We start from the raw sequence: 24,997 nt of genomic DNA on the forward strand, positions 1-24,997 counted from the left end.
CGTCGGGAGGCTCAGCCCTTCGGGAGGAGCTTCTCCGCCTCCAGGTAGCTGCGCGCGACGTCCTCGGGCAGCCTGCGCCAACTGTCGACCCGCTCGTTCATCGAGGCCAGGTCGGCGGTGGTCAGCACGGTGTTGAGCCGGTCGAGGGCGTCGCGCACCCCGGTGCTCCCGGCGCGGGCGCGGTTGACGACGGGAACCACGTAGTCCGCGTTCTGGAGCTTCTTGTCGTCCTCCAGCAGGACGAGGCCGAACTGGTCCAGTGTGGCGTCGGTCGTGGTGGTCAGGACCATCTGGTCCTGACCGCTCTGCACCGCCTGCTTGGCCTGGGTGGTGCCGACTCCCTTCGGGTCGACGGCGACGACGTCGATGCCGTACGTCTCGCGCAGGCCGGGTGCGCAGTAGGGCCGCTGGACGCATTCGTCGCCCGCCGCCAGCCGTACGGGCAGCTTCGCGGCGCCCACGTCGCTGAGGGTTCTCAGTCCGTGTTCCTTCGCGTACGCGGCGGTGACGGCGAAGGCGTTCTGGTCGACGGCCCTGCCGGGGTCGAGGACGGTGAGGCCGCGCGGAGGGGCCAGCGAGCGCAGCTCCTTCATGGTGGTGGCGAGGTCGGGCGATCCGACCGGGGGCGCGTCGGCGCCGTTGGCCTTGGCGTTCAGCCAGTCGGCGAAGGTCGCCGCGTACTCCGCCACCACGTCGATCTGGCCGTTCTCCAGGGCTGGTTCGTAGATCTCGCGGTTGGTCACGGAGATGATGTCGGCGGAGTACCCGGCGTGCTCCAGGAGCAGCGCGTAGAGCTGGGCCAGCAGGTCGCTCTCGGTGAAGCCGGCCGATCCGACGGTGAGGTGCCTGCTGTCGCCGGGCGGTGCGGTGACCTCGCCCTGGTTCTCCAGCGCCGGGCCCGCGGTGCAGGCTGTGGCGGCGAGGAGGGCCAGCGCGGCCAGGGCCCGGCGGGCGCGGTTCACGCGGCCTCCCGTCCACGCCGCGGGACGAGCCGCTGCCCGGCCTCGAAGACGCTCTCGACGAGCAGCGCGAAGACGGCCACCAGGATCGCTCCGGCCACCACCTGCGGGGTGGAGGCGAGGTTGAAGCCCGCGGTGATGATCCGGCCCAGCCCCCCGCCGCCGGCCAGCGCCGCGATGGTGGCGGTGGCCACCAGTTGGACGGCGGCGATCCGCACGCCGGTGAGGATCAGCGGCAGGGCGAGCGGGAGTTCCACGCCCAGCAGCATCTGGCGGCCGGTCATGCCCATGCCCCGGGCGGCCCGGACGACGTCGCGGTCGACCTCGCGCATCCCGACGTAGGCGTTGGTGAGGAGCGGCGGCACGGCGAAGAGCACAAGCGCGATGATCGTCGACCACTGGCCGTGCGTCCCGATGGGAGTGAGCAGGAGCAGGACCAGTACGGCGAAGGTCGGCACGGCCCGGCCGATGTTGGAGAGGTTGACGGCGAGCGCGCCGCCCTTGCCGAGGTGGCCCAGGACGAGCGCGACGGGCAGCGCGATCAGACAGCTGATGAGCAGACAGACGACGGTGAGGTAGAGGTGTTCGCCGAGCCGGTTCCAGACTCCGTCCGGGCCGGACCAGTGGGCGGTGGTGGTGAGCCAGGAGAAGGCGTCGGAGAGCGTGTTCACACGTGCCTCCCCCGGCTGAGCGTGTTCACGCCCGCATCCCCGCTGACGAGTGGGTTCACGACCGCCTCCGGGTCCAGGGGGTCAGCAGCCGTCCCGCTCCCAGGAGCAGCAGGTCGGCGGCGATGGCGATGACCACGCACAGGACGGAGGCGGTGAGCACCTGGGCCTTGAAGTAGGTGTTCATGCCGGAGTAGATGAGGTTGCCGAGTCCGCCGTGGCCGACGATCGCCCCGATGGTGACCAGGGAGACCGCGGAGACGGTGGCGATGCGCAGCCCGGCCATCGCGGCGGGCAGCGCGAGGGGGAGCTCCACGGCGAGCAGCAGGCGCAGCGGCCCGTATCCCATGCCGCGTGCGGCCTGCCGGGTCTCCTCGGGAACGGCGCGGAGCCCGGCCAGGATGTTGCGGACGAGCAGCGTCAGGGAGTAGAGGACGAGCCCCGCGATCACCAGCGCGGCGGAGAGTCCGTACAGCGGCAGCAGCAGCGAGAACATCGCCAGCGACGGGATCGTGTACAGGATCGCCGTCAGCCCCAGCAGCGGGCCGGCCGCCCAGCGCCATCGGCGGGCGGCGACCGCCAGGGGCACCGCGAGCAGCAGGGCGATGGCCACCGCGGCGCCCGTCAGCTGGAGGTGTTGCAGCACCGCGTCCACCAGGATCTCGCGGCGGCTGGAGAGGTAGGCCCCGCAGATCCACTCGTTGCGGGCGAGGCAGTCGTCCGGGGGCGCCGTCACCCGTCCATTCGAGCGTGGCAGGGGCCCCGTCGCGCGTCGGGGGCCGCCGTTCGAGGGGTTTGAGCGGGTGCTCAACCTCCTCTGGTAGCGTCCTGGCGGACGGAGAGGGTTGAGCAGTCGCTCAAACCCCTCGTGGCCGACCCGGGGGCACACATGGGCCTGTACGTAGAGGCGTTGATCCGCACGGATCCGGAGCGCCTGTGGCAGCGGACGCAGGAGCCCGCCCAGCACCAGCGGTGGGATCTGCGCTTCACCGAGATCAGCCACCTGCCCGGCCCGCCGGGTTCCGCCCAGCGGTTCCGCTACGCGACCCGGGTGCTGCCCTTCCTGACCGTCGCGGGGAGCGGGACGAGCGCGGGCGAGCGGCACCGGGAGGACGGCGAGCGGGTCTCCGCGCTGCGCTTCGCCTCCTCGGAGAAGCTGTCGCCGCTGTCCGAGGGCAGCGGCTACTGGCGCTACGTTCCCACCGCCGACGGCATCCGCTTCCTGACCGGCTACGACTACCGGACCCGCTGGGGCCGCTTCGGCGCGGTCGCGGACCGGCTGGTGTTCCGACCGCTGATGGGATGGGCGACCGCCTGGTCCTTCGACCGCCTGCGTCTGTGGTGCGAGCGCGACATCAGCCCGGCCCGGTCGCTGGCGTACGCGCTGGCGGAGGTCCTGGCACGGGTCCTCACCGTGGCGGCCGCCCTCCCACTCGGCCCGGCGGCCGTGCTGCCGACCGCCCTGCTCGCCCTGTCGGTACCCCCGTCACCCCGCACGCCCGCCGCGCGCCGCTGCCTGCGCAGACCACCCGGCCGCCCTGCCGTCGCCCCGTCCCTCCTCGCCCGCCTGGAGCGCCCGTGACCTCGATATTCGCCCGTGCGATGGGAGACGACTTCGCCCGGCTCCACCCGCAGTTGCGACGGCGCTTCTCGGTCGGCCTGGAGAGCGGCGAGGCATGCGTCGGGCGCGGCTCCATGGACCGGATCTGGCACGGTCGGGCGTTCGTGAAGCCGTTCCTCGCTCTGGGCGGCACACGCAACATCCTGGTGCCGAGGACGGGCCACGACGTCCCGTTCACCATCGAGAACGTGCCGTACACCGACGCCCACGGCCGGGAGACCGTGACCTTCGTCCGGACGTTCGCCCTGCCGGGCGGTCCGCGCCGTTTCGACGCCACGATGGTGCACAGCCCCGAGCGGTCCTGCGTACTGGACTACCTCGGCACCCACCAGCACCTGGCCACCGACCTGCGCCTCACCGCGGAGCCCGACGGTTCCCTGCTCATCCGCTCCGGGGAACACCGCTTCCGCGAGGGGCCCCTCGACGTCCGGGTCCCTCGGCTGGTCGGGGGCGACGCCGAGGTCCGCGAGTCCTTCGACGAGGCCACGGGCCGCTTCCGCATCCGGGTCGCGGTGACCAATCGCCGCTTCGGCCCGCTGTTCGGATACGAGGGAACGTTCCGCGCCCGCTATGTCGACGCCCTGCGCCACGGCATACGGGCAGGCCTGCGCCCGGTCCGCGAGGAGGCCCGGGCGTGACGGGGAGCGCCGCGGGGGCGGACACCCGGGCGAAACTCCTGGAGGGCGCGCTGCGCACCCTCGCCGAACAGGGGATCGCCAAGACGTCGGCCCGCTCGGTGGCGGCCTCGGCCGGGGTCAACCAGGCATTGGTCTTCTACCACTTCGGCTCGGTCGACGAGTTGCTGGCGGCGGCCTGCCGGTACGGCGCGGAGCAGCGGGTGGCCCGTCACCGCGACCGGCTCGCGGCCGTCACCACCCTCGCCGAGCTGCTGAAGTGCGGGCGCGAGCTGCACGAGGAGGAGCGGGCCGGCGGCCATGTCGCCTTCCTCGCACAGGTGCTCGCGGGAGCGCAGACCCAACCCCGACTGGCGCCCGCGACCGCCGCCGGGCTCGACCTGTGGACGGCCGAGATCGAGCAGGTCCTCACCCGGATCCTGGCGGACTCGCCGCTGGGCGAGTTCACCGACCCGGTGGGCCTGGCCCGCGCGGTGACGGGGTCGTTCGTGGGCCTGGAGCTGTACGAGGGCGTCGACCCCGCGGGGGCCGGGCGCGCCTTCGACGCGCTGGAGCAGCTCGCCGCGCTGGCCGGGGTGCTGGACGAGCTCGGCCCGGTCGCCCGACGGGCGGTACGCCACCGGCTGCGGCGCACGGGGAGCGCGTAGGGAAGGCGGCTCGCGGCGGGGATGCGGAACGACCTGGGCTTCCGGAGCAACCCTCCTCGCCCGGCCGCCGTCTTGATCGATGACAGGACGGTGCGCCGCGTGTGACGTGCGGCGCCCAACCCCCACAAGATCCGGGCCTGCTTGACCGCCGGACTATACCTTCCACGTATACACGGAATGTATAGTCTGCACGACGCCGGCCCGGCACCGCGCGGAAGGCCCCCATGCAGACCAAGGCACTGGCGCCCGAGTACCAGGGAGCACTCACCAAGATGTCGGTGAACGCCTCCCTCACCGACGTACTGGCCGAAGGCGTACGCCACTTGAGGCAGGCCGAGCTCTCCGGATCACAGGAGGAGGTAGCGCGTTCGGGCCTCGCCGTGGCCGAGGCGCACCGCAGGCTCGGACAGGTCGCGGAGGCGGACCGGGCCTGGAAGGCCAGCTACCGGGCCGCGCGGACGGCCGGGAACACCGGGGCGATGGCGTGGGCGCTGTGGAGCGGGGGCACGCTGGCACGTCAACGCGGTTCGCTGCGCCTCGCGTTCAGGCTGCTCGGGCTCGCCGCGGAGCTGGGGAAGCGGGGCGGCGACGTGGTCGCCCGCGGCTATTCGCTGGCCGGCCTCGCCGAGACCGGACGGATCCAGGGCGACTACGCGACCGTCGCGACGCTGCACGAACAACTGCTGGCCGAGGCCCGTGCCCGGGGTGAGGCCCGGCACACCGTCTGGGCGCTGGAGGGCATCGCGCAGATCCACCGCAACACCGGTTCGCTGGACACCGCGTTGGAGATGTTCGAGGAGGCGGCCGTCCTGGCGGGCGACGCGGACGACCGGCGGGGCCGGGCCTGGGCCCTGCGCGGCATCGCCGACATCGTCTCCCTCCGGGACGGGGCGACCGCTCGGGCACTCGATCTGCTCTCCGAGGCCGAGGTCACCTGCCGCGGGATGAATCTCTCCAGCGCCCTCGCCTACAACCACAAGATGCGGGCCAACGTGCTCTTCCGCGCCGGGCGGTACGAGGAGGCGCGCGAGGTCTACGAGCAGGCGCTCGGGGAGTTCCGTGCGATGGACGAGCCGCGGGGCGAGGCGCTCGCCTCCCTCGGCCTGGTCAAGGCGCGGGCCAGACTCGGCCGGGACCGCGACGCCACGGCAGCGGAGCTGGACGAACTGCGCGGCAGGCTGAGCCGGATCGGGCTGCTCAACGCCCAGGAGATGGTCGAGAAGGCGTACGCCGAACTCGGCGTGGAACCGGCCTCCGCGGGCGAGAGGGACGGCCGCCGATGACGCTCTCCACGACCAGCCGGGCGAGCGCGACGCAGATACTGGACCGCTGCCGCGAGCTCGTGCGCCCGGCCCTGGTGGAGTCGGTGGGACGGCTGCACCCCTGGCACGCCGAGGCGGCGGCCTTCTCGCTGGGCTGGAGCGGGACCGGCGGCGAGCCGGCGCCCGGATCGCAGGGCAAGGGGGTCCGCCAGGCGCTCGCGGTGCTCGGCGCGGAGGCCGCGGGCGGCAGCGGGGCGGACGCGGTGCTGGGCGCGGTGGCCGTCGAGCTGATCCACACCTTCTCCCTGATCCACGACGACATCATGGACGGCGACGAGACCCGTCGTCGTCGGCCGACGCTGTGGAAGGCGTACGGCACGGGCCCGGCGGTCCTCGCGGGGGACGCGCTGTTCGCGCTGGCCGTCTCCACACTGGCGGAGGCTCCGGGGCCGGGCACCGCGGCTGCGGTCCGGCAACTGGCGCGCGCTCTGGGTGATCTGGTGAACGGTCAGGCCCAGGACCTGCTCTTCGAGTCCCGGCCGTGGACCGGGCCCGGGGCGGTCCTGCCGCACGAGTACCGGTCGATGGCCACCCACAAGACGGGCTCCCTGCTCGGTTGTTCCGCTGCCCTGGGCGCGGTGCTGGCCGGCGCCCCGGCGAGCACCGTCGAGGCGCTGGACCTGGCGGGGCGGCATGTGGGGGTGGCGTTCCAGGCGGTGGACGACCTGCTCGGAATCTGGGGCGATCCGCAGGTGACCGGCAAGCCGGTGCACAGCGATCTGCGGCGGCTCAAGAAGACCTACCCGGTGCTCGCGGCCCTGTCCTCCGACCATCCGGCCGCCCGGCGTCTCGACGCGCTGCTGACTTCCGCCGGGCCGCTCGACGACCCTGCGGCGCGCCGTGCGGCGGAGTTGATCGACGAGGCCGGCGGGCGGCGGGCCGCGTTGGCCGAGGCGCACGGGCACCTGGCGGCGGCCCGCGCCTGTCTGGACCGGGTGCCGCTGACGGAGGGCGCTCGCGGGGATCTGCTCACGCTGATCCCGTACCTCGTGGACCGTACCGGCTGACCTGTGGCCGCCCGCCGGAAACCTGCGGGCGGCCGTGGTCCTCCGTACGGCATGATGAGCTCCGGGCGGGCCCTCGCCCGGCATCCGCCGCGACGACGTGAGGACTCCCCCGGCATGACCGAGCTTCCCGCTCCCGTCACGGCGCTGCTCGTCGTCGACGTCCAGTCGGCGTTCGTCGCGGGGGGCGCCGCCGTGCCCGACGCGCCCCGGCTGCTGGACCGGGTGACGGATCTGATCGGGCGGGCCAGGGAGGCCGGGGCCCTCGTCGTCCACCTGCAGAACGACGGCCCGGTCGGAGAGCCCGACGAGCCGGGGACGCCCGGGTGGGTGCTGCACCTGCCCGTGCGCACCGGGCCGGCCGAGACGGTGATCCGCAAGAGCGAGGACGACGGTTTCGAGAAGACGTCGCTGGAGGCCGAGCTGTCGGCGGCGGGCGTCCGGGCGCTCGCCGTGTGCGGGGTGATGTCGGAGATGTGCGTGCTCGCCACCGCCCGCCGGGCCCTGGAGCTGGACTACCGGGTCGTCCTGCCCCATGACGCCCACGCCACGTACGACATTCCGGCCGCACCGGACATCAGTGACGTGGTGCCGGCGGCAATGGCGTCACGGGTCGCGGCATGGGCCCTGGGCGACGAGGTGGAAATCGTGGCGCACGCCACGACCGTCTCTTTCGCCACCGCCACCACCACCACCACGAGAACGGCCTAGACGCCCATAGATGGTGCCGCCATCCGGTGCGGCGATCGGCGCAGTACGTCATGCCGGAAAAAGGCTGACGATATAAACGGCGCGATCCGTACGGAACACCACCGCCACCCCGTACGGAGGCACACGGCAAGCCCTTTCACCGGCTGCCCGCGAAAGGCCCGCGGTCATGCGCCGATCTGCTGCGCGACCACTCGAACGGTCCTCCTTCCCACGTCACTCCCCTGTGGTCGTATGAGCGAGTCACGCGCACGATTTCGCCACAACTCTGCGAAAGTGCACTTCGGCTTCGGGCCCACCGGCAATTGCCGGTGGGTCTACTCACCGGATTGAGCGAAGAGAGCCGTGCGTGCTGCAGATGCGTCGTACTGAAGAAAGCCCATTGACGGTCCTTCATTTGGTACAGCCCGTGGACGGCGGAGTGGCCCGGGTCGTCACCGATCTCGTCCGGGCCCAGGCCGGGTCCGGGCTGCGCCCGGTGGTGGCCTGCCCGCCCGGCAGCCCGCTGTCACTCCGGGCGGCGGCCGCGGGCGCCGAGGTCCACGACTGGTCCGTCACCCGCGCCCCCGGGCCCCGGCTGGCGGGCGAGGTGGCCGCCGCGCGCCGGATCGTCCGCGCGAGCCGCCCCCACGTGGTGCACGCCCACAGTGCCAAAGCGGGACTCGCGGGCCGCATCGCGGTGCGCGGCCACGTCCCCACCGTGTTCCAGCCGCACGCCTGGTCGTTCGAGGCCGTCGGCGGACGCACCGCGGCACTCGCGCTCGGCTGGGAGCGGTTCGGCGCACGCTGGGCCGATCACATCCTGTGCGTCAGCGAGTCCGAACGCCGCACCGGACAGCAGGCGGGCATCGCCGCCCGTTGGTCGGTCATCCACAACGGCATCGACCTCGACCGTTTCCGCCCCTGCGGAAGCAGGGACCGGGCGGAGGCCCGCGCCTCGCTGGCCCTACCGGAGAGCTTCGGCCGGGACGCTCCGCTGGTCGTCTGCGTCGGCCGGCTGACCCGGCAGAAGGGGCAGGACGTGCTGCTGCGGGCCTGGCGCCGGATGCCGGATGCCGGGGCCCGTCTCGTCCTGGTGGGCGACGGGCCCGACCGGGCCGGACTCGAGGCATCGGCGCCGCCGGGTGTGCTGTTCACCGGAGCCTGCGAGGACGTGCTGCCGTGGATCCACGCGGCGGACGTCCTCGTGCTGCCCTCCCGCTGGGAGGGCATGGCGCTGGCCCCGCTGGAGGCGATGGCCTGCGGGCGTCCCGTCGTGATGACCGACGTGAACGGGGCGCGGGAGAGCCTGCCGCCCGGCCACGAGGACCACTGCCTGGTGCCTCCGGAGGATCCGGAGGCCCTGGCCGCCGCGCTGACCGGGCTGCTCATCGACCCGGAACTGCGCGAGGCGCTGTCCCGCCGGGCCATGCGCCACACCCGCGCGTCTTTCGACGTCCGACGGACCGCGGGGGCGGTCGCCGGTCTCTACCAGGAACTCGCCGGCATGTCCGGCCCCACGACGAGGAAGCGCACCGAGCGATGACGATGGAGAGTGCACCGGTTCCCGCCCCTGGACAGGCAACAGCCGTGCAGGCTCACACGGTTCATCCGCAGCGAAGAAGCGGCGGCGGTGCGCGGACCCAGCCCGGCGAGCACCGGACCGTCCGGTACGGCCGTCTCGCGCCGCTCCTGTGCGTGGACGCCCTGGCTCCGGCCGTGACGTTCGCCCTGGTCGTCCCGGTCCCGTGGCCCTGGTTGCTGGTGGCCGTCCAGGCGGTGGCGCAGGTGCTGCTCTTCGCCCGGCGCGGCCTGCACCGGATGCGACTGTCCCCCTCGGTCCTCTCCGAACTCCCCGCCCTGCTCGGCCTCACCCTCCTCCAGTGGTACGTGACCATGGAGGTGCTGGCCGTCTGGGCGCCCCAGCAGGCGATCGGCTGGACGGTGCTCGCGTACGGGGCCGCCACGCAGACCGCTCTGACCTGCGCGGGACGCGCGGCCGTGTACCGGGCGCGGCGACGGGCCGCGGTCCGCCGCCCGCTGTCCACGCTGGTCGTGGGCCAGGGGCCGCCGGCCCGTCAGGTGGCGGCCGCGCTGCACGACCACCCCGCCTACGGACTGCGGCCGGTCGGTCTGGTCGCGCCCCCCGTGTCCGGGGACGGGAAGCAGCCGACGGGTTGTGACTCCGTGCCGCTGCCGGTCCTGGCCTCGCCCCAGGAGGTGGGGCGGGCCGTCGTCCAGAACAGCGTGCGGCACGCGGTGTTCACGGCCCCGCCCGAGTCCACCCCGGACGGCGCCGCTCTCTTCGCGCTGCTCACCGGACACGGCTGCCGGGTGTGGCTGGTCACCGGTCCCGGCACCGTCGCGGGGCTCCCGGCGGAAGGCCGCTCCGATCATCTGTGGGGCTTTGCCGTCCAGCCGCTGCACGACGGGACGGACCGTCCTCTCGGCCACGGGGCGAAGCGGGCGATGGACGCCGCCCTGGCCGCGGTCGGGCTGCTGCTGGCGGCCCCGGTGATGGCGGCCTGCGCGCTGACCGTGCGGCTCTCCGACGGGCCGGGCGTGGTCTTCCGTCAGGAACGCGTCGGCCGGCACGGACGCCCCTTCGTCCTGCTGAAGTTCCGTACGCTGCGGCCCGCCGACGTCCAGGAGTCGGCCACCCGCTGGAACGTCGCCTCCGACGGGCGGATGAGCCGGGTCGGCCGAGTGCTGCGCCGGACCTCCCTCGACGAGTTGCCGCAGCTGTGGAACGTCCTGCGCGGTGATATGAGCCTGGTCGGCCCCCGCCCCGAACGCCCCTTCTTCGTGGCGCAGTTCAGCCGCGCCCATCCCGGCTATCAAGCGCGCCACCGGATGCCCGTGGGCATCACGGGGCTGGCCCAGGTGAACGGGTTGCGCGGCGACACCTCGATCGAGGAGCGGGCCCGCTTCGACAACCGCTACATCGAGACCTGGTCGCTGTGGCAGGACGCGTGCGTGCTCGCGCGGACCGCGGGTTCCGTTTTCCGGCTCGGAGGCAGCTGATCATGGCCGCTGTCCTGACCCCGCCCGCGCCGTCGACGGCGGCCGCGCCCCGCGCCGCCACTCGCCCCCCGTGGGGTGGTTGGCGCAGCCGTTGGCCGCTGCTGCCGCTGGTCGCGACCGTCCTGCTGCCCGCCCTGCCCTCCGGGACCTCCGGCGGGGGCGGCCCGGCCGACGTGGCCTCCGGCCTCGCGGTGCTGGTGTGCGTGGGGCGGCTGCTCCATCTGCGGCAGCGTCCGCTGAGCGCCACCGCCGCGCTGGTCCTGGGCCTGCCGGCCGTGGGCTTCGCGGTGGCCACGGTCACCGCGGTGGACCCGACGGCGGCCCTGCCCGGGCTCGTCCGCCACCTCCAAGTCTTCGTCCTCGTACCGATCGCCGTGTACCTGCTGCTCCGGGACGTCCACGGGTTCAGGATCGTCGCCGGCTCGCTGGTCCTCCTGGCGGTCGTCCAGGGCGTCACGGGCGTCCACCAGTACGCCACCGGGACCGGCGCCTCCTACATGGGCGAGGACATCCGGGCGGTCGGCACGTTCGGGCCCAGCGACATCATGGGGATGGCGACCGTCGTCGCCTACGGGCTGCTCGCCGCCGCGGCGTGCGCCCTGCGTACGCCGCGGAACGCCCCGGCCTGGCTGCGGCCCTGCGCCGCCGTCCTCGCCGTCGCGCTGATCGTGCCCCTGACGCTGTCGTTCAGCCGGGGCGTGTGGATCGCCACGGCTGCCGCGGTCCTCGTCGTTCTGGCGCTGACCGGGCGGCGGCAGGCTTGCACGTCGCTGGCCGTGCTGGCCGCTGCCGGGGTGGTGCTGGTCGGCGGGTTCGGCATCGGCTCCGAGATGGTCGCGGACCGGGCCGCCAGCGTGACCCGGGTGACCAGCACCCCGGACCGGTCGGTCAGTGACCGCTACGCGATGTGGAGCGCGGCGGGCGCGATGTGGCGGGAGCGGCCGGTCACGGGGCTCGGCCTCAAGGGCTTCCCCGACCACCGTGACGGACACGCCTCCATCGGGCTCTCCTCCGGCAGCGACACGGCCGGGGCGGGCCAGGAGTTCCGCCGGCAGGCACTCCTCTCCCCGCACAACATGTATCTCCTCGTCCTCAGCGAGCAGGGCCTCATCGGTCTGACCGCGCTCCTCGGCAGCTGGGCGGCGATCCTGGTCGGAGCGGTCCGCGGACTGTGCGTCGCCCGCTCGCGCGGACACACGGCCCTGGACTGCGGGCTGGCGGCGGTGGCCCTGATGACCTGGCAGTGCGTCAACTTCCTGTACGCGGACATCGGCGGCCCCACCACGGTACTGAGCGGGGTCGTGCTGGGGCTGGCCGCCTGGTGGGCGCTGGCCGGGCCGGACCGGGTGGGCGCCGCATGAACGACGCCGGCACGGGGACGGAGGCCGCCGCGCGTCCGGCGGACGCGGCAGCCCCGCCGCTCCTCCCGGCCCCGGGAGGACCCGAAGGCCCCCTCTCCTGCGGCGTCGCGCCCAGGACGGCCGGCGGCGAGGCGCCCCGGCTCGGGTCCTTCCTCGCCCGCGCGGCGGCGGCCACGGCGATGCTGACCGTGCTGGGGGCCGTCCTCGGTCTGGTGCGGGACCAGGCCATCGCCCGGTACTTCGGGGCGAGCGACGCGAGCGACGCCTTCCTGATCGCCTGGACCGTGCCCGAGATGGCGGCGACGCTGCTGATCGAGGACGGGATGGCGCTCCTCCTCGTCCCCGCGTTCAGCCTCGCCCTGACCCGGCGGGCGGCGACCGGCGAAGCTCCCGGTCCCGACCCCGTACGGGATCTGGTGGCGACCACGCTCCCCCGGCTGTTCCTCCTGCTCTCCGGCGGTGCGGCGCTGTTGATCGCGGGGGCCCCGTGGGTCGTGGGCGTGCTGGCCCCGGGCCTCGCCGATCCGAGGCTGGCGGTGGACTGCACCCGGCTGACCTCGGTCACCGTCCTCACCTTCGGGATCACCGGCTACTTCAGCGCCGCGCTGCGCGCGCACCGCAGCTTCCTGCCGCCCGCCGGGGTCTATGTCGCGTACAACCTCGGCATCATCGGGATGACGCTGGCGCTGCACGCGGCGTGGGGGGTACGGGCGGCGGCGGTGGGGGTCGCGGTCGGCAGTGTGCTGATGATCCTGACCCAACTGCCGGTTTTCCTGCGGCTGGTACCGCTCGCGCGACCCCGGCTGCCGAGGTTCGGGCAGGGTGGGCGTGCGGCGCGGACCGCTCCGCTGCTGGGCTTCGCGGTGCTGGCCCCGGTGGTCCTGTTCGTGGTGAGCCGTCAGTCCCAGGTCCTGGTGGAGCGGTTCCTGGCCTCCACCCTCCCGGCGGGCGCGATCTCGCATCTGAACTACGCGCAGAAGGTCGCGCAGCTGCCGATGGTGCTGTCGCTGATGATCTGCACGGTGACCTTCCCGGTGGTCGCGCAGGCCATGGCAGCCGGGGACCGGGAGAAGGCCCGGCTGCGCGTCGAGCGGGACCTGGCGCTGGCCGGGATGGTGGTGCTGCTCGGCACGGCGGTCGTCCTCGGCTACGCGCCCCAGATCATCGAGGTGCTCTTCCAGCGCGGCGCGTTCGACGCCGCCGACACCGCGTCCACCGCCCAGGTCATGCGGGTGTACGCGCTGGGGCTGCTCGGCCACTGTCTGGTCGGCGCGCTGAGCCGGCCGTTCTTCTCGTCCGGGCGGCCCACCTGGTTCCCGGCGTTCGCGATGGGCACCGGGCTGCTGGTCACGATGGGGGCCGGGTACGCCCTGACGTACCGCTTCGGCGTGGACGGCATCGCGACCGCCAACGCGATCGGGATCAGTACGACGGCGCTGCTTCTCCTCATGGGCCTCGGCACCCGGGTGGTGCCGATCCGGACGCGGGCCGTGGCGCTCTCGCTCGGCCGGCTCACCGGGGCGTCACTGGCGGCGGGCACGGCCGGCTGGGCGTGCGCCCCGCTGGTCCCCGATCCGGTGCCGAGCCTGGCCGCCGGGTGTCTCCTCGTCCCCGCCGTGTTCTTCCTGACCGGGCTGGCCCTGCGCTCGCCCGAGGTCGTATCCCTGCTGGCACTCACCCGACGGAGGTTCCTTGATGGCCGCTGATCCCTCGGCACACCGCGCCGACGCTCCCTCGTCCCGGCCCCGCCCGCACACCCGCCGTCAGCCGTGGATCCTCACGTATCACTCGGTGACGGACCCGGGCGACGATCCGTACGGCATCACCGTCTCCCCCGACCGCCTCGACGAGCAGTTGTCCTGGCTGCGGAGCCGGCGATTGACGGGGGTGGGGGTGTCCGAGCTGCTGCGCGCGGGGGACGCGGGGCGGCGCGGGCTGGTCGGGCTGACCTTCGACGACGGCTACGCGGACTTCCTCGACGAGGCGCTGCCGGTGCTGCGCAGACACGGTTTCCGGGCGACGCTCTTCGTCCTGCCCGGCCGGCCGGGCGGCGTCAACGCGTGGGATCCGCTCGGCCCGCGCAAACCGCTGCTCACCCTCGACGGCGTCCGGCGGGTCGCCGCCGCGGGCATGGAGGTCGGCTCGCACGGTCTGTACCACCAGGACCTGACGGAGCTGCCGGACGAGGAGCTGCACCGGGAGACCGCTCGCAGCCGGGAGCTGATCGGTGAGCTCACCGGCTCGCTCCCGGAGGGCTTCTGCTACCCGTACGGCATCCTCGACCGCCGGGTGTCCGAGGCCGCTCGCTCGGCGGGCTACGGCTACGCGTGCGCGCTGGCTCCCGGCCCGCTGCTCAGCCGGTTCGCGCTGCCCCGCACCCACATCAGCCAGGCGGACCGCGGGGTGCGCCTGTGGGCGAAGGATCTGCGGCACGGGCTGCGGCAGGTGGCCGCGCCCGGTGCGGGCACCCGGGTCGCCGGGCCGGCGCGGACGGGCGGCGCGCGGTGAGGGCGCTGCACGTCATCACCGGGCTCGGGGTCGGCGGCGCCGAGCGGCAGTTGCGGCTGCTGCTGCGCCACCTGCCGGTGGAGTGCGATGTCGTGACGCTCACCAACCCGGGGGCGGTGGCCGAGGAGCTGCGGTCCGACGGCATTCGGGTGACCCACCTCGGGATGCGCGGCAACCGGGACCTCACCGCCGTGGGAAGGCTGGCCCGGCTGATCCGGGACGGCCGCTACGACGTGGTCCACACGCATCTGTACCGGGCCTGTGTATACGGCAGGATCGCGGCCCGGCTCGCCGGGACCCGGGCCACCGTCGCGACCGAGCACTCCCTGGGGCGGGCCGAGATCGAGGGCCGCCCGCTCACCCGGTCCGTCCGCGCCCTCTACCTCGCGACCGAACGCCTCGGCGCGGCGACCGTCGCCGTCTCCTCCACCGTGGCCGGCCGGCTGCGGGACTGGGGCGTGCCGGCCGACCGGATCCGGCTGGTGCCGAACGGCATCGACGCGGACCGGTTCCGCTACGACGCGGGGCGGCGGGCATCCGTACGGGCGGAACTGGGCGTCCCCGACGAGGCTTTCGTCGTCGGCGGGGTCGGGCGGCTGGTGCCGGGCAAGCGGTTCGACGTGCTGATCCGCGCGGTCGCCGCCCTGCCGGAGGCCCGCCTGCTGCTGGCCGGGGACGGTCCGGAGGCCGGGGCGCTGCGGGCGCTGGCCCTGCGCCTCGGGGCCGTGGACCGGATCCGGTTCCTCGGGGAGTGCGACGAGCGGGGGGAAGGCCCGGTCCCGGGAGTTCCGGCGCTGCTGAGCGCGGTGGACGCCTTCGTCTCCACGTCCCGCGAGGAGTCCTTCGGCCTCGCCGCCGTGGAGGCGCTCGCCGCCGGACTGCCCGTGCTCCACGACGCCTGCCCGGCCATCGACGACCTGCCCGCCGCCCATGCCCCCGCGGCCACCCGCATCGCCGGGAGCCCCGAGGAGCTGACGGCCAGGCTGCGGCAGCGGATACAGGCCGGAGCCGACCGACGGCCGCCGCCCCGGGCCGTCGGCCACTACGACATCAGGCGCAGCAGTGAGCGGCTGATGGACGTGTACGCGTACGCCCTCGACACCGCCCCACCGAACCGGAGAGCCCTTTCATGACCGACTCACCCGAGCAGCAGCGTCGACAGGTCGTCGTCCGTCGGCTGCGCACCGCCCTCGCCCGGCTGCCGCACTGGTGGCCGCTGCCCGTCTCCGTCCTGATCGGCACCGCGTCCGGGCTCTCGTACAGTGCGCTCGCCGCGGACCGGTACGAGGCAACCAGCTATGCGATGGCGGTCGCCGAGGGGGAGACGGACCCCTCGGCGGCCCTGGGGTACGCCCAGTCGTACGGGCGGCTCACGACGAGCGACGCGACGCTCTCGTACGCCCAGGGCGCGGCCGGCGAGCCGGTGCGCGAACTGCGGTCCCACGTCCGGTCGGAGACCTCGCCCGACTCGCCGATGATCGCGGTGACGGGCACGTCCGAGGACCGGCGCAAGGCGGCCGACATCGCCAACGCGGTCATCGAGGCCGTCATCGTGAGCAGCGGCCATGTCTCCAAGGACACCGGGGTGAAGCTGATCAAGTTCACCCACGCGATGACGCCGGACCAGCCGGTCTCGCCTTCCGTGCCGCTGGGCGCCGCCGTGGGTGCCGCCGCGGGCGGGTTGCTGGGCGGCCTCGTGCTGCTGGTCCGGCCGCGCCGGGCGGGCCTGCGCGTCTCCGCGCAGGTTCCCGGTCCGACGGCCGGGGGCGGCAACATCGCCCAGGACGAGCGGGAGCTCGTCCGATGACGGGGCGCCGGGGGGGCGGTCTCGTCGTGACCCTGTGCCGGGACTTCGCGGAGTTCGGCGCTCTCGCCGGGGAGTGGGACGCGCTGCACCGCCGCTGCGCCACCGCGACCCCGTTCCAGAGCCACGCCTGGCTGCACTCGTGGTGGATCTCCTACGGCCAGGAGGGCCGGCTGCGGGTGCTGCTGGTCCGCCGGTCGGGGCGGCTGATCGGAGCGGCGCCGCTGATGCTGGTGCACCGTCCGATGCCGCTGCTCGTCCCGATGGGCGGGGCGATCTCCGACTTCTTCGACATCCTGCTGGACGAGGAGGAGGCCGGGTACGCGGTGGGGGCGCTGGGGCGCGGTCTGGACCGGGCGGCCCGGCACACCGTGGTGGACCTGCGGGAGGTCAGGCCCGACGCGTCGGCGCAGTTGCTGTTCGGGCGGTGGGCCGGGGCCCGGAGCCGGCTCACGGACTCGACGTGCATGGAGCTGCCGGCCGAGCCGTTGGGCGACGCCGTGGCGCGGCTGACGGGCTCGCGGGGCCAGCGGCTGCGCTCCAAGCTGCGCAAGGTCGACGCCCTGGGCGTCGAGGCGCACCGGATCCCGCGGGACGGCGTGCCCGCCGCGATCGGCACGCTGCTGCGGCTGCACGAGCGGCAGTGGGAGGGCCGGACGGTCAACCCCGAGCATCTCAGGGCGCGGTTCTCGGACCACCTGATCCGGTCGGTGGGGCGGATGGTGGGGGACGGCACGGCGGCCATGACCGAGTTCCGGCTGAACGGCGAGGTGGTGGCGTCCAACCTGTCGTTGCAGTCCGGACGGCTGACGGGCGGCTATCTGTACGGTGCGGATCCGGCACTGCGCGAGCGGAAGGTCGATGTGTCGACGCTGCTGCTGCGCGAGGTCGCCCAGCAGGCCTCGGACAGCGGGCGCGCGGTGCTGAGCCTGCTGCGCGGTGCGGAGAGTTACAAGAACCACTGGGGGCCGGTGCCGGTGGTCAACCAGCGGCTGCTGCTGGCGCGGCCGGGCCTGGAGCCGCTGCTGCGGCTGCGCGAGTCGCAGGTGGCCGTACGGGAGCGGGCGGTGGAGACCGTGAAGGCCCGGTTCCCGGCGGCGCGGGACTGGCACGAGCGGTTGACGGGGCTGCCGGTGATCGGGCGCTGACGCGCCGGGCGTACGCCGGACAGCGGCGTCGGAGATATCACCTATGCGCTGATCCGTTACCGTCCGGCCTCTCCCGCGTTGTCAGGGGGTGCGGGCCTCGCGTCCGCAGCACACCCCCTATCTGTTCTAGGAGTTCCGAATGTCTCGTATGACGAAGGTCGCCGCAGTCATGGCCGGCACCGGCGCCCTGATCGCCGGCGGCGCCGGCATGGCGTCCGCCGACGCAGGCGCGCAGGGCCTCGCCGCGGCCTCCCCCGGCGTCCTTTCGGGCAACGCCGTCCAGGTCCCCGTGCACGTGCCGGTGAACCTCTGCGGCAACACGATCAACGTGATCGGCCTGCTGAACCCGGCCTTCGGCAACACCTGCGTCAACGCCGACGGCGGCCACCACGACAAGGGCGGCTACGGCTACGGCCGCTGATCTCCCCGTGTCTCCGGAACGCCCGGCTCCCTCCTCGCGGTGGGGGCCGGGCGTTCCTCCGTCCGGGCTCAGGCGTAGCGGTAGAGCTTGCCGTGGTCGAGGAGTTTCCTCGGGGTCACACCCCAGGGGGGCATCGCCTCGTCGAGGCCGAAGACGTAGTCGCGGTCCGGGGCCGGCGATGCGGGCTTGCGGCCCGGCAGGTAGGCGGACTTCGGGTGGGCCTTGCGCCACCGGTCCCACAGCAGGTCGATGAAGGAGTGGTGGAGCCAGAACACCGGGTCCTCGGGGGAGGCCGCGCCCGCCATCGGGCCGCCGACCCACTGGTGGACCCGGTTGTGGAGGCCCACCCCGCGCACACCCCGGATCCCCCACCCCTCGACGCGGTTGCGGAAGCCCTCGGCACAGACGCTGTTCCAGGGCTCGGTGTCGTACACGGGGTCCTTGAGCGCCCGCGCCAGGTCGTTCTTGGTGGGGAGGGAGACCGGGTCGCGGCCGGGCCTGCCGAAGTTGCGGGTGAGGTAGTGCTCGTCGGTGACGCCCCTGCCGACGCTCCAGTTGCCCGCACCGTAGGCGAACGCCCCGGTGGTGACCTGACGGTCGCCGGTCCTGCCGTTGCCGCCGAGGAAGTCCTCCGCCCAGAGCGACGAGGTCGGCTTGTCGTCCTGGGTCCAGTCCCAGTACGGGACGCTGACGCCCGCGTCGACGCCTCGGAGTGCCTTCTCGAACTCCAGCAGGTACTGGCGGTGCCAGGGGAAGAACGAGGACGTCATGTGTGCCGGGCGCGGCCGCCGCTCGGTGTCCATGACGTAGTACTCCCGGTGCATGACGACGAAGTCGTCGTAGCGGCCCGAGCGCTTCAGTCTCAGGATCGCGTCGACGAGTCGGCGCTTCTCGGTGCGCGTGAGGTCGCGCTGGTTCTTGCGGGTGTACACCGGTGCTGGTCCTCCTGGTTCACATGCGGTGCGCGACGGGGTGGGCGAGTCGGGCGCCGCCCAGTTCGTCGACGGCGGCACGGGCTGTCTCCAGCAGCGTCGGATACGACTCGTAGTGCCGGACGTCGCTCAGATAGGTGCCGTCGGCCCGCCTCATGACGTGCAGGGGCCTGCCGTCGATGCGGATCTCGGCGCCCGGTCCGTCGGCGATCGCGACCCGGTCGTCGGCCGTGGTGCCGGCGGGGACGACGGCGGTGGCCGTCCCCCTGATCTCCCGGCCCCGGTACATCTCGGCGAACGCGCCCGCCGTGGAAACGGGGCGGGATCCGGAGGCGGATCCGGGCGCCCCGGGCGCCGGCGTGGGCCGGGCCGCGGCGGCCTGCTCACGGTCGAGCAGCGGGAGCAGGGTGCCCGCGGTGCCCGTGACCACCGCGGCGGTGAAGGCTCCGCGCAGGACGATCCGGCGGGAGGGAACGCGGCTGCCGCCGGGATTCGCTGGAGTGGGGCTCATGAGTTGAGTGCCTGCCTCTCATTGACTCGCCTCGTTGACTCGCCTCATTGACTCGCCTCATTGACTCGCCTCATTGACTCGCCTCATTGACTCGCCTCATTGACTCGTTAACTCGTCCGAGGCGCTCCTGATGGCGATGTTGACAACGAGGCGGAGGCGAAACAGTTCTCGTGCGTGCGGCGTACGGCGCACAGATGGCGGTTCCGTTCCGTCAAACGCGTGAGGGTACGGGCTCATCGGGAGCGACGGGCCGCGTCGATGAGGCACCCGGCCGCGACGGGCCGGACCATGGGCCCGGCGAACCGTGGAGGTGATGGGCATGACCGTTCCGTACCAGCTGTCCGGGGACCGCGCACTGCGCGCGGCGGACGTCGATCTGGCCGACCCGGCCTTCTGGCGGCTGCCGCGCCCCGCGAGGCTCCGGGCCTTCGCCCTGCTGCGGGAGCTGGACGCGCCGGTCCTGTTCACGCCACGGGCCGGTGCCGCGCGCACCGCAGGCAAGCCCTTCCACGCCCTGGTGCGCCATGCGGACGTGCGGACCGCGAGCCGCACGCCCCAGGTGTTCGCGAGCGCTCCGGGGGTCACCACACCGGAGCCGGCCGGCTGGGCGAAAGCACTGTTCGGGAACTCGATGGTCAACATGGACGGGCCCGAGCACGCGGCGCTGCGCCGGATCATCTCGCGGCGGTTCACCCCCCGACTGCTGGCGGACGTCGAGGAGAACGTCGGCCGGCTCGCCGGGCGGCTGGTGGACGAGCTGATCGCCGAGCGCCCCCGGGACTTCATGCCGTCCGCGGCCTCGCGGCTGCCGCTGGAGGTGATCTGCGACCTGATGGGCATCCCGGAGGCGTACCGGGCGCGGATCGCGGGGCAGATCGACCACGCCTCGGAGCACGTCGGCGTCGAGCGCCGGGGCCGGGCACGGCTGCGGATTCCCGGTCGTGGGCTGGCGTCGCTGGCCCGGATGCGGTTCGTCATGGGGCGCCTCGCCCGGGAACGGCGCCGCCACCCCGAGGACGACCTCGTCTCGGCGCTCGTCAGCGCGGACATCGACGGTGAGGCGCTGTCCGGGCAGCAGCTCGGGGCCTTCTTCTCGCTGCTGCTGGTGGCCGGGGTCGAGACGACCCGCAACGCCATCGCGCACGGGCTGTTCCTGCTCGACCGGCATCCGGAACAGCGGGAGCTGCTGCGGGCCGACTTCGACCGGTACATCGACGGCGCCGTCGACGAGATCGTGCGGCATTCGACGCCGATCATCCAGTTCCGCAGGACCGTCACCGCGGAATGCGCACTGGGCGGCCGCACGTTTCTCCCGGGGGAGAAAGTCGCTCTCATCTACGCGTCGGCCAATCGCGACGAGGCGGTTTTCACCCATCCGGATCGCTTCGACATCACCCGGTCGCCCAATCCTCATCTGGGATATGGCGGCGGGGGCCCGCACCACTGCCTGGGAGCGCATCTGGCCCGTCTCGAAATGACGGCCCTCTTCCGGGAACTGATCGACCGTCGTCCCGTGATGCGCAATCTGGGAGATCCGGAACTGGTCGACTCGAATTTCGACAACCGCGTCGGCTCGCTGCCTTTCACGTTCGGCCCCATCTTCACCTGAACGGCACGTCCGCAACGCCGAATACGATAAATGGACTCCTGCGCATGCCCTCGGTGCACGATGATGCGACTCTCTCCCTATCAGGCCGAACAGGCCGGAATTCACCGCAGCCAGGAGGAGTAATGCCGGCTAAGCGCCGTCTCATCGTTTCGTGCATCGCGGCGGCTGCTCTCAGCCTCCTGGCGGGTGGCGGCATCGCGGGCCAGTCGCCGCCGGGCACCGATTCCGTCGACGGCGCCGCGCCCGGCCCGACGCGGGCGGCGAGCAGCACGGCGCACGGCGCGTATCTGGACTACGGGCCCGCCGGGGTCAGCAGGATGGCCGAGCTGTCGCGCTGGCTCGGCGGGGCGGAGCTGCGGGTGGGACACACGTACCTGCCCGGCGATCTGTGGGTGAACATCGAGGGCGCACCTGATTTCCTCGAATCCTGGGCGGACTGGAGACAGGCGGACGCTGAACGGATGTTCGTCCTGAACGTGCCGATGCTGGAGCGCAACGAGGAACGGGTCCCGGACGACGAGGTCCGCACCCTGCTCCGGGCGGGCGCGGCCGGAGATCACGACCAGCACTTCACGCGGCTCGCTGAGCGCCTGGTGGGGCTGGGCGTTCCCGACACCGTGATCGTGCTCGGCTGGGAGATGAACGGCACCACGTACACCCATCGGTGCGGCCCCGATCCCGCGTCATGGAAGGCGTACTGGGCACGGATCGTCGCGGCGATGCGCGCGGTACCCGGTCAGGACTTCCGCTTCGACTTCACGCCGAGCCGGGGGCGGGACGCGGTGCCGTGGACCGAGTGCTACCCGGGCGACGACGTCGTCGACATCATCGGGATGGACTCCTACGACCAGCCTCCCGGTGAGACCTTCGACGACCAGATCACCGACCCGTACGGGCTCCAGAAGCACGTCGACTTCGCCGCGGAGCACGGCAAGCCCATCTCGTTCCCGGAGTGGGGGCTCTTCCGCAACGGCGACAACCCCACGTACATGCGGCGGATGCTGGAGTGGATCGACCGGCACGAGCCGCTCTACCAGACGGTCACGGACTACTGCCCGCACGGCGTCTGGCAGTGCGGGAGCAATCCGCGGTCCTCGAAGGTGTTCCGGACGATGCTGACCGAGATGGCCGCGCCGACCGCTCCCGCGCCCAGCCCGACACCGACACCGACGCCCACTCCCGCTCCGACGGATCCGGCCCCGTCCCCGACGGTTCCGCCGTCCGTGGTGCCGTCCCCGGTGGCGCCCACGGCTCCGGGGGCCGAGGGGCCGCCCGCCCGCGAGTGGTGCGTGCCGGTCCCGTTCGGCGACTGGCTGGGCCCGTGGCTGCGGGAGCGCGAGATCTGCTTCCGCTACTGATCCCGGGCATGGAAACGGCTCCGGCCCTCCTGTCGGGGCCGGAGCCGTCCACCCACACGGGTCCAGCGCGGGGGCAGGTGGACAAGCAACCGCTTGTCACCACCACCAACGCGGACACGGCCCGCTCCGTCACGCCGCCGAACGAGGGACAGCCCGCCCCTGGCCCCGCGCCGGGCGCGGTCCGGGGCGACGAGCGACCATGGAAACCTACAGAGGGTGGTGAGGTGCAATGGCATCCGCCGATGAGGGCTCCCCGGCGGAGCCCGGCCCGCTGCCCTCCGGGGACGGGCTCGGACCGGCGCGGACGACCGACGGCGCGGCGGCGGTGATCGCCGGGGACGGCACGGTCATCGGCTGGACCCGCGGGGCCGAGACGCTGCTCGGGTATCCGGCGGCCGAGGTGGTCGGACGGTCTGCCGCCCAGCTGCTCACGGGCCCCCCGGACGCCCGGCGCACGGCCGCGGTGGCCGCCCGCTGCCGGGCCGGTTCGGGGTGGGGCGGACTGGTCCCCCTGCGGGCCCGGGACGGCCGGTCGCTGGACATCGACGTACGGGCCACCGCCTCGTTCCTGATCGCCGGGCGGGAGAGCTTCATGGTCTCCGGGCGGGTACTCACCCCGCACTGGACGATGCACGGGCCCGTGGTCGACGGCTTCCTGGCCCGGTCGCCGGTCGGCATGGCGGTGCTCGACCCCGACCTGCGCTACCTCTGGCTGAACGACACCCTGGAACTGGTCGACGGCGTGCCCCGGGAACAGCGTCTGGGGCGCCGGCCGAGCGAGGTACTGCCCGGAGCGCTGGCGGCGCCCATCGAGCGGCTGATGCGGCAGGTCCTGTCGACCGGCGAGGCGATCACGGACTACGAGTACCTGGGTTGGAGCTGGCCCGATCCGCGCCGTCGGCGGGCGTTCACGAGCTCGTTCTTCCCGCTGGCCGACGCCGGGGACCGGCGGATCGGCGTCGGCTGCATGGTCCTCGACGTCACCGACCGATGGAACGCGCGCCGGCTGCTCGCGCTGGTGAACGAGGCCGGAGCGAGCATCGGCTCCACCCTGGACGTACAGCGTACGGCGCAGGAGCTCGCCGACTTCGCGGTGCCCCGGTTCGCGGACTTCGTCTTCGTCGACCTGCTGGAGAACCCGTTCGGCGGCGACCGGCCGGGGGCGCCGGCCGAGGGCGAGCGTCCGGCCATGCGCCGGGCCGGTATGAGCTCGGTGCGGGAGGGCTGCCCGGAGGCGGTCGTACGGGTCGGGGAGACGGTCGACTTCGTACCGCCGCCGCACGACGCGCACTTCCTCCTCGACGGCGACCCCGTCCTGCTCCCGGCACTCGATCCGGACCAGCATGGGTGGACGGTGGAACAGCCCGCGCGGGCCGCCCGGCTGCGGGAGTTCGGGCTGCACTCGCTGATCTCCGTACCGATGCGGGCGCGCGACACCGTGCTGGGGCTGACCACCTTCATGCGGTCGCAGAATCCGGTGCCGTTCGACGAGGACGATGTGGCGCCCGCCCGGGAGCTGGTGGCGCGCGCCGCCGTGTGCGTGGACAACGCCCGCCGCTACACCCGGGAGCACACCGCGGCGCTGGTGCTCCAGCGGAGCCTGCTGCCGCACACGCTGCGCGGCGGGACGGCGCTGGACGTGGCGTCGTCGTACCTTCCTGCGGACGCGAAGGACGGGGTGGGCGGCGACTGGTTCGACGTGATCCCGCTGTCCGGGGCCCGGGTCGGCCTGGTCATCGGCGATGTCGTCGGGCACGGCATCGGGGCCGCCGCGACCATGGGCCGACTGCGGACCGCCGTACAGACGCTGGCCGACATGGACCTTCCCCCGGACGAACTGCTGGCACGTCTGGACGATCTCGTCCTGCGGCTCAGCGAGGAGGAGCGCGCGGGCGGACCCGCGGAGCGGGGCGGGACGACGGTGGTGGGAGCCACCTGCCTGTACGCCGTCTACGACCCGGCGAACGGCTGCTGCACGATGGCGCGGGCCGGTCACCCGCCGCCGGTGGTCGTCATGCCGGACAAGACGGTCAGCTTCCCGGACCTGCCCGCCGGTCCGCCGCTGGGACTGGGCGGGCTGCCCTTCGAGGCCCTGGAGATCGAGCTGCCCGAAGGAAGCCTCCTCGGCCTCTACACCGACGGGCTCATCGAAGGGGCCGACAAGGATCTCGAACGCGGAATGGACCGTCTTGGCCGGGCGGTGTCCCGGGACGGTATGCCTCTGGAGGCACTGTGCCCGGCGGTGGTCGAGGAACTGCTGCCCGTCCCGCAGCCGGACGACATCGCGCTGCTCCTCGCCCGGACGCATCGCCTGAGTCCCGAGCACCTGGTTTCGTGGGACGTGCCCATGGACCCCGCGGCGGTCGGCGATATCCGGGCCAAGGTCTCCCGCCAACTGGAGGAGTGGGGGCTCACGGACCTGTCGATGACGACGGAGCTGATCGTCAGCGAACTGGTGACCAACGCGATCCGGTACGCCGCGGGGCCGGTGCGGCTGCGCCTCCTGTTCCAGTCGGCGCTGACCTGCGAGGTGTCCGACGCCAGCAACACCTCGCCGCGGCTGCGGCACGCCAGGACGACGGACGAGGGCGGACGCGGACTGTTCCTGGTCGCGCAGCTCGCCCATCGGTGGGGCACGCGCTACACCCCCCGAGGGAAGATCATCTGGGCGGAGCAGTCCCTTCCCTGAGCCCGCCCGATCCGCAGGCCACCCTTGGGTGCTACTCCTTGGGGCCACCCCCTTGGGGCCACCCCCTTGGGGCCACTCCTTGAGGACCC

The 24,997-nt window shown here is 73.2% G+C and carries 23 protein-coding genes; 18 read left to right on the top strand and 5 right to left on the bottom strand.

Features of this window, described 5'->3' with window-relative positions; genetic code table 11:
• Positions 1–11 precede the first annotated feature (11 nt).
• From ACIRJT_RS05265 to ACIRJT_RS05275, 3 genes are read right to left on the bottom strand one after another with little or no spacing between them, the layout of a single operon-like run.
• Positions 12–962 (bottom strand): ABC transporter substrate-binding protein, encoded by a 951-nt coding sequence (locus ACIRJT_RS05265; protein WP_403904764.1) that lies wholly within the window; start codon positions 960–962, stop codon positions 12–14.
• Positions 959–1,630 carry an ABC transporter permease gene (locus ACIRJT_RS05270; RefSeq protein WP_403904767.1) on the bottom strand — a complete coding sequence of 224 codons (672 nt, stop codon included), beginning with the start codon at positions 1,628–1,630 and terminating at the stop codon, positions 959–961. Before ACIRJT_RS05270 ends, ACIRJT_RS05265 begins: the two co-directional genes overlap by 4 nt.
• Positions 1,631–1,685: 55 nt before the next feature.
• Positions 1,686–2,363, bottom strand: a complete 678-nt coding sequence (locus tag ACIRJT_RS05275; RefSeq protein ID WP_403904769.1) for an ABC transporter permease — start codon at positions 2,361–2,363, stop codon at positions 1,686–1,688.
• A gap of 153 nt (positions 2,364–2,516) precedes the next feature.
• Between ACIRJT_RS05275 and ACIRJT_RS05280 the strand changes: the two genes are divergently transcribed.
• From ACIRJT_RS05280 to ACIRJT_RS05350, 15 genes are all read left to right on the top strand, one after another.
• Complete coding sequence (locus tag ACIRJT_RS05280) at positions 2,517–3,209, top strand: hypothetical protein (protein WP_403904772.1); 693 nt, start codon at positions 2,517–2,519, stop codon at positions 3,207–3,209.
• The gene (locus ACIRJT_RS05285) at positions 3,206–3,886 is read left to right on the top strand and encodes a DUF4166 domain-containing protein (RefSeq protein WP_403904774.1); all 681 of its coding nucleotides are present in this window, start codon (positions 3,206–3,208) and stop codon (positions 3,884–3,886) included. The genes ACIRJT_RS05280 and ACIRJT_RS05285 overlap by 4 nt, the downstream gene beginning before the upstream one ends.
• On the top strand, positions 3,883–4,530 hold the full coding sequence (locus ACIRJT_RS05290; protein WP_403904775.1) for a TetR/AcrR family transcriptional regulator: 648 nt from the start codon (positions 3,883–3,885) through the stop codon (positions 4,528–4,530). The genes ACIRJT_RS05285 and ACIRJT_RS05290 overlap by 4 nt, the downstream gene beginning before the upstream one ends.
• Positions 4,531–4,754: 224 nt before the next feature.
• Positions 4,755–5,813 (top strand): tetratricopeptide repeat protein, encoded by a 1,059-nt coding sequence (locus ACIRJT_RS05295; RefSeq protein ID WP_403904777.1) that lies wholly within the window; start codon positions 4,755–4,757, stop codon positions 5,811–5,813.
• The gene (locus ACIRJT_RS05300; protein WP_403904780.1) at positions 5,810–6,859 is read left to right on the top strand and encodes a polyprenyl synthetase family protein; all 1,050 of its coding nucleotides are present in this window, start codon (positions 5,810–5,812) and stop codon (positions 6,857–6,859) included. The genes ACIRJT_RS05295 and ACIRJT_RS05300 overlap by 4 nt, the downstream gene beginning before the upstream one ends.
• Positions 6,860–6,973: 114 nt before the next feature.
• Positions 6,974–7,567, top strand: a complete 594-nt coding sequence (locus ACIRJT_RS05305) for an isochorismatase family protein (RefSeq protein ID WP_403904783.1) — start codon at positions 6,974–6,976, stop codon at positions 7,565–7,567.
• 346 nt (positions 7,568–7,913) lie between these two features.
• The gene (locus ACIRJT_RS05310; RefSeq protein ID WP_403904785.1) at positions 7,914–9,089 is read left to right on the top strand and encodes a glycosyltransferase; all 1,176 of its coding nucleotides are present in this window, start codon (positions 7,914–7,916) and stop codon (positions 9,087–9,089) included.
• Between the two features lie 152 nt (positions 9,090–9,241).
• On the top strand, positions 9,242–10,567 hold the full coding sequence (locus ACIRJT_RS05315) for an exopolysaccharide biosynthesis polyprenyl glycosylphosphotransferase (protein ID WP_403905457.1): 1,326 nt from the start codon (positions 9,242–9,244) through the stop codon (positions 10,565–10,567).
• Between the two features lie 2 nt (positions 10,568–10,569).
• Positions 10,570–11,928 carry an O-antigen ligase family protein gene (locus ACIRJT_RS05320; protein ID WP_403904788.1) on the top strand — a complete coding sequence of 453 codons (1,359 nt, stop codon included), beginning with the start codon at positions 10,570–10,572 and terminating at the stop codon, positions 11,926–11,928.
• A complete protein-coding gene (gene murJ / locus ACIRJT_RS05325) occupies positions 11,925–13,634 on the top strand; it encodes a murein biosynthesis integral membrane protein MurJ (protein WP_403904791.1) in 1,710 nt (569 codons plus the stop codon). The genes ACIRJT_RS05320 and murJ overlap by 4 nt, the downstream gene beginning before the upstream one ends.
• Entirely contained in the window at positions 13,624–14,436 is an 813-nt protein-coding gene (locus ACIRJT_RS05330; RefSeq protein ID WP_403904794.1) for a polysaccharide deacetylase family protein, read from the top strand. Before murJ ends, ACIRJT_RS05330 begins: the two co-directional genes overlap by 11 nt.
• Complete coding sequence (locus tag ACIRJT_RS05335; RefSeq protein ID WP_403904796.1) at positions 14,433–15,569, top strand: glycosyltransferase; 1,137 nt, start codon at positions 14,433–14,435, stop codon at positions 15,567–15,569. The genes ACIRJT_RS05330 and ACIRJT_RS05335 overlap by 4 nt, the downstream gene beginning before the upstream one ends.
• Positions 15,566–16,243 (top strand): lipopolysaccharide biosynthesis protein, encoded by a 678-nt coding sequence (locus ACIRJT_RS05340; RefSeq protein WP_403904799.1) that lies wholly within the window; start codon positions 15,566–15,568, stop codon positions 16,241–16,243. Before ACIRJT_RS05335 ends, ACIRJT_RS05340 begins: the two co-directional genes overlap by 4 nt.
• Positions 16,240–17,388 (top strand): GNAT family N-acetyltransferase, encoded by a 1,149-nt coding sequence (locus ACIRJT_RS05345; protein ID WP_403904801.1) that lies wholly within the window; start codon positions 16,240–16,242, stop codon positions 17,386–17,388. The genes ACIRJT_RS05340 and ACIRJT_RS05345 overlap by 4 nt, the downstream gene beginning before the upstream one ends.
• Positions 17,389–17,527: 139 nt before the next feature.
• Positions 17,528–17,809 (top strand): chaplin, encoded by a 282-nt coding sequence (locus ACIRJT_RS05350; protein WP_403904803.1) that lies wholly within the window; start codon positions 17,528–17,530, stop codon positions 17,807–17,809.
• Positions 17,810–17,877: 68 nt separating this feature from the next.
• On the opposite strand, the gene ACIRJT_RS05355 is transcribed toward ACIRJT_RS05350, so the two are convergent.
• Both ACIRJT_RS05355 and ACIRJT_RS05360 read right to left on the bottom strand, forming a co-directional pair.
• Positions 17,878–18,741 carry a tyrosinase family protein gene (locus ACIRJT_RS05355; RefSeq protein ID WP_403904806.1) on the bottom strand — a complete coding sequence of 288 codons (864 nt, stop codon included), beginning with the start codon at positions 18,739–18,741 and terminating at the stop codon, positions 17,878–17,880.
• Positions 18,742–18,760: 19 nt separating this feature from the next.
• Positions 18,761–19,252: a tyrosinase family oxidase copper chaperone gene (locus tag ACIRJT_RS05360; protein WP_403904809.1), complete on the bottom strand. Its 492-nt coding sequence runs from the start codon at positions 19,250–19,252 to the stop codon at positions 18,761–18,763.
• A gap of 319 nt (positions 19,253–19,571) precedes the next feature.
• Between ACIRJT_RS05360 and ACIRJT_RS05365 the strand changes: the two genes are divergently transcribed.
• The 3 genes from ACIRJT_RS05365 to ACIRJT_RS05375 all read left to right on the top strand — a co-directional run bounded on the left by ACIRJT_RS05365 (position 19,572) and on the right by ACIRJT_RS05375 (position 24,908).
• Entirely contained in the window at positions 19,572–20,861 is a 1,290-nt protein-coding gene (locus ACIRJT_RS05365; RefSeq protein ID WP_403904811.1) for a cytochrome P450, read from the top strand.
• A 122-nt stretch (positions 20,862–20,983) separates the two neighbouring features.
• A complete protein-coding gene (locus tag ACIRJT_RS05370) occupies positions 20,984–22,219 on the top strand; it encodes a glycoside hydrolase family 26 protein (protein WP_403904813.1) in 1,236 nt (411 codons plus the stop codon).
• A gap of 229 nt (positions 22,220–22,448) precedes the next feature.
• Complete coding sequence (locus ACIRJT_RS05375; protein WP_403904815.1) at positions 22,449–24,908, top strand: SpoIIE family protein phosphatase; 2,460 nt, start codon at positions 22,449–22,451, stop codon at positions 24,906–24,908.
• Positions 24,909–24,997: the final 89 nt, after the last annotated feature.

The sequence above is a fragment of the Streptomyces sp. NPDC102283 genome (assembly GCF_044766265.1).
Classification (GTDB): domain Bacteria; phylum Actinomycetota; class Actinomycetes; order Streptomycetales; family Streptomycetaceae; genus Streptomyces.